The sequence below is a fragment of the Hydrogenophaga sp. 2FB genome (genome assembly GCF_005503365.1).
Taxonomy (GTDB): Bacteria; Pseudomonadota; Gammaproteobacteria; order Burkholderiales; family Burkholderiaceae_C; genus Hydrogenophaga.
In genome coordinates, this window is the sequence record NZ_SCML01000112.1 from 1 (window position 1) to 3,117 (window position 3,117).

Here is a 3,117-nt window from a genome sequence, read left to right on the forward strand (position 1 = left end):
CGCCCCGCCTGCGGCGTCACCCCCCCCAAGGGGCAACACCAGCGGCCCGGCGAAGCCGGTTCCGCGGTGCTCTGGACGGGGCACTTCGCTCCGGATGCGCTCGCTTAGCGTTTGCCCATCAGCCCGCCAAGCATGCCCATGAGGTCGGCCGCGTTGCCGCCACCTTGGCCGCCACCGAGCAAGGCGCCCAGGCCACCGAGGCCGCCCAAGGCGTTGTCATCGGGCAGTTGGCCTTTGGGGCTGAGCTGGTCGATCAGGCCGGGCAGCAGGTCGGCCAGCGTGCCCGAGGCTTGCGCCTGGCTGCCACCGAGTTGCGCCGCGATCTGGCCCATCAGGTCCGGGCCGAGCGCGCTGCCGAGTTGTTCGCCCGACACCGGCTGGTTCTCGCCGGTGCCGATCCAGGATTGCACCGCGTCGCCCAGCCCGCCCGACTGCAGCTTGGCCAGCAGGCCCTGCAATCCACCCGAGCTGGCCAGCACGGAACCGACCAGGGCGATCAGCATCTGCGGGTCCAGCCCGCCTGGCATGCCGCCGGTCGACGCGCGCTCCCCTTGCGAAGAGCCCAGGGAGCCGTTGGTGGCGGCGCCGATCAAAGAGTCGAGAAGTCCCATGGTGTGTTTCCTGTTGTGGCGGGCCGGGATGGCCGCGCGGTCAGGCCGGATTGTCTGCCCGCCGACGCACCCAGGCAAGCCAGATCAGCGCCAGTCCGGTGAGCGCCACCGGTGCCAATGAGCCGATGTTGAGCCATTGCCAGCCCTGCGTGGTCACCAGCGCGCCCGACGCGAACGAGGTCAGCGCCATGGTGGCGAACACACAGAAATTGATGAAAGCCTGCGCGCGGTCTTTTTCTTCCGGCCGGTAGGCCTGCAGCGAGAGCGTCGTCGCGCCGGTGAAGAGGAAGTTCCAGCCCACGCCGAGCAGGAACAGCGCGATCAGGAACTGGTGCAGGTCCACGCCCGAGAGCGCCACCCCGATGCAGACGATGTTGAGCAGCACGCCCACGCCCATGATGGGGAGCACGCCGAAGCGCGCGATCAGGTGGCCGGTGAAGAAACCCGGCGCGAACATGCCGATCACATGCCATTCGAGCACCAGCGCGGCGTCGTCGAACGGAAAGCCACACACCTGCATGGCCAGCGGCGTGGCCGCCATCAGCAGGTTCATCACGCCAAAGCTCAGCGCCGCGCCCGCGGTGGCGACGATGAACACCGGCTGGCGCACGATCACCGAGAGCGGCCGGCCACGGCTCGCGCCCGCGACGGCGGGGGGCGCGGGCGGGAAACGCATGAAGGCCATGACCACCATCGACAGCACCGCCACCACGGCCAGCGCCACGTACGCACCCGCGAACGGCACGCCCAGCCAGTCCTTGGTGCGGGCGGCGATGTTGGGCCCGAGCACCGCACCCACCAGCCCGCCCGCCAGCACCAGCGAGATGGCCTTGTCTCGAAACGCCGGCGTGCTCAGCTCGGCGGCGGCGAAGCGGTAGAGCTGGCCATTGGCGCTGTAGTAACCGGCAATCACCGTGGCTGCCACGAGCAGCCAGAAGTTGCGGTCCATCACCGCCCAGGCGCACAACAAGGCCGAGCCCAGGGCGACCAGCAGCCCGATCTGGAACGAGGCCTGTCGCCCCAGCGCGCTTTGCGTGCGCGCCACCAGCGGCGTGGACAGCGCGCCGCCCACCACATAGCCCATCACCGGCAGCGTGGCCATCCAGCCAAAGGGCGCCAGCGCCAGGCCCACGAGGCCGTTGATGGCGATGAACACCACGTTGTTGGTGAGAAACAGGCCTTGCGCGGTGGCCAGCAACCAGAGGTTCTTGTTCATGTGCCGCCGTTTGTACGCGAAACCGGCAGACCCTGCCGTCACGGGGTTGTCATCAAATCGACATGACTGCTTCAAAAATAAGAGCTAATGCATGAACAATGACAGCGTGTTGCCGGGAGAAGGTGCGACGAATGGCCTCAAGTTGGGGGTGCGGACTCCGAAAAGATCTGCGTGGGCGCCGCGGTGGCGCCCACGCATCGACAACAAGGTTTTTCCGATGAACTGGCTATCCCGTATTTCCGTTCGCGCCAAGCTGGCGCTGTTGCTGGCCTTGTGTGCGCTGGGCATTCTCTCGGTCGCTGCCTCGGCGCTCATGAGCCTGCGGCACGCGGTGGCCACGGGGCAGCAACTGGTGCAGACCGAAGTGGCGGCGGTGCGCGCGCTGGGCGATGTGCGGGCCGATGTCGCCAACATGCGCCGGTATGAAAAGGACATGTTCCTCAACCTGGCCGAGGAAGAAGCGCTCACACGCTACTTCCAGTCCTGGCGCGGGCAGGCGGACGCGGGCCTGGCACGGTTGGCGGCGCTCAAGCCCAGCCTGCAAGCCACCGAACAGGCCTCGCTCGACCGCATGGCCGCCGGGCTGGAGAAATACCGCGGCGCTGTCGAGGCCATCCACACCGGCATCACGCGCGGCGAGATCAACGACCCCTGGAGCGCCAACCGCGCGATGGAACCCGCCAAGGGCGACGTGCGCCAGGCCGACGAAGCTTTCCTCGAGATCAGCAACGCGGTCACGGTGCGCGTGGACGGCATGGTCGCGTCGCTGGGCGATCTTCAGCGGCGCTCCACCTGGGTCACGCTGAGCGTGGCCGGCGCGCTGCTGATGCTGGCGCTGGCGCTGGGTGTCGCCATCAGCCTGCGCATCACGCGTCCGCTCGATGCGGCGGCGCGCGCCATCGAGCGGGTGGCCGCGGGCGATCTCACCCACCGTGTGTTGGTGCAGGGCAGCGACGAATCCGCGCGCGTGCTGGCGGGCATCGAGCGCATGCAGAACGCGCTCTCGCTGATCGTGCGCGACATCCGCAGCGGCGTGGGCGCGATGGCCGACGCGAGCAGCGAAATTGCCTCGGGCAACCAGGACCTTAGCGCGCGCACCGAACAAGCGGCGAGCAACCTGCAGGAGACCGCCGCCAGCATGGAGCAACTCACGAGCACCGTGCGCCAGAGCGCCGACGCGGCACGCCAGGCGAACCAGCTGGCCGCGAGTGCGGCGGAGATCGCCGTGCGCGGTGGCGAGGTGGTCGGTCAGGTCGTGACCACGATGGACGAGATCAACCACAGCAGCAA

General features: G+C 68.4%; 3 protein-coding genes. 1 reads left to right on the top strand and 2 read right to left on the bottom strand.

Going from position 1 to position 3,117, the window contains the following annotated elements; all coding sequences use genetic code 11:
• Positions 1-104 precede the first annotated feature (104 nt).
• Positions 105-611 carry a YidB family protein gene (locus tag FFS09_RS30355; protein ID WP_137922624.1) on the bottom strand — a complete coding sequence of 169 codons (507 nt, stop codon included), beginning with the start codon at positions 609-611 and terminating at the stop codon, positions 105-107.
• A 40-nt stretch (positions 612-651) separates the two neighbouring features.
• A complete protein-coding gene (locus FFS09_RS30360) occupies positions 652-1,827 on the bottom strand; it encodes an MFS transporter (protein ID WP_137922625.1) in 1,176 nt (391 codons plus the stop codon).
• Positions 1,828-2,044: 217 nt separating this feature from the next.
• Here FFS09_RS30360 and FFS09_RS30365 point away from each other — a divergent pair.
• Positions 2,045-3,117 (top strand): methyl-accepting chemotaxis protein (locus FFS09_RS30365; RefSeq protein WP_171020281.1); only part of this gene is annotated, 1,073 nt, incomplete at its 3' end.

Coding starts and splice junctions, on each gene's coding strand:
- FFS09_RS30355 (WP_137922624.1), bottom strand. CDS start 611: ATGGGACTTCTCGACTCTTTGATCGGCGCCGCCACCAACGGCTCCCTG.
- FFS09_RS30360 (WP_137922625.1), bottom strand. CDS start 1,827: ATGAACAAGAACCTCTGGTTGCTGGCCACCGCGCAAGGCCTGTTTCTC.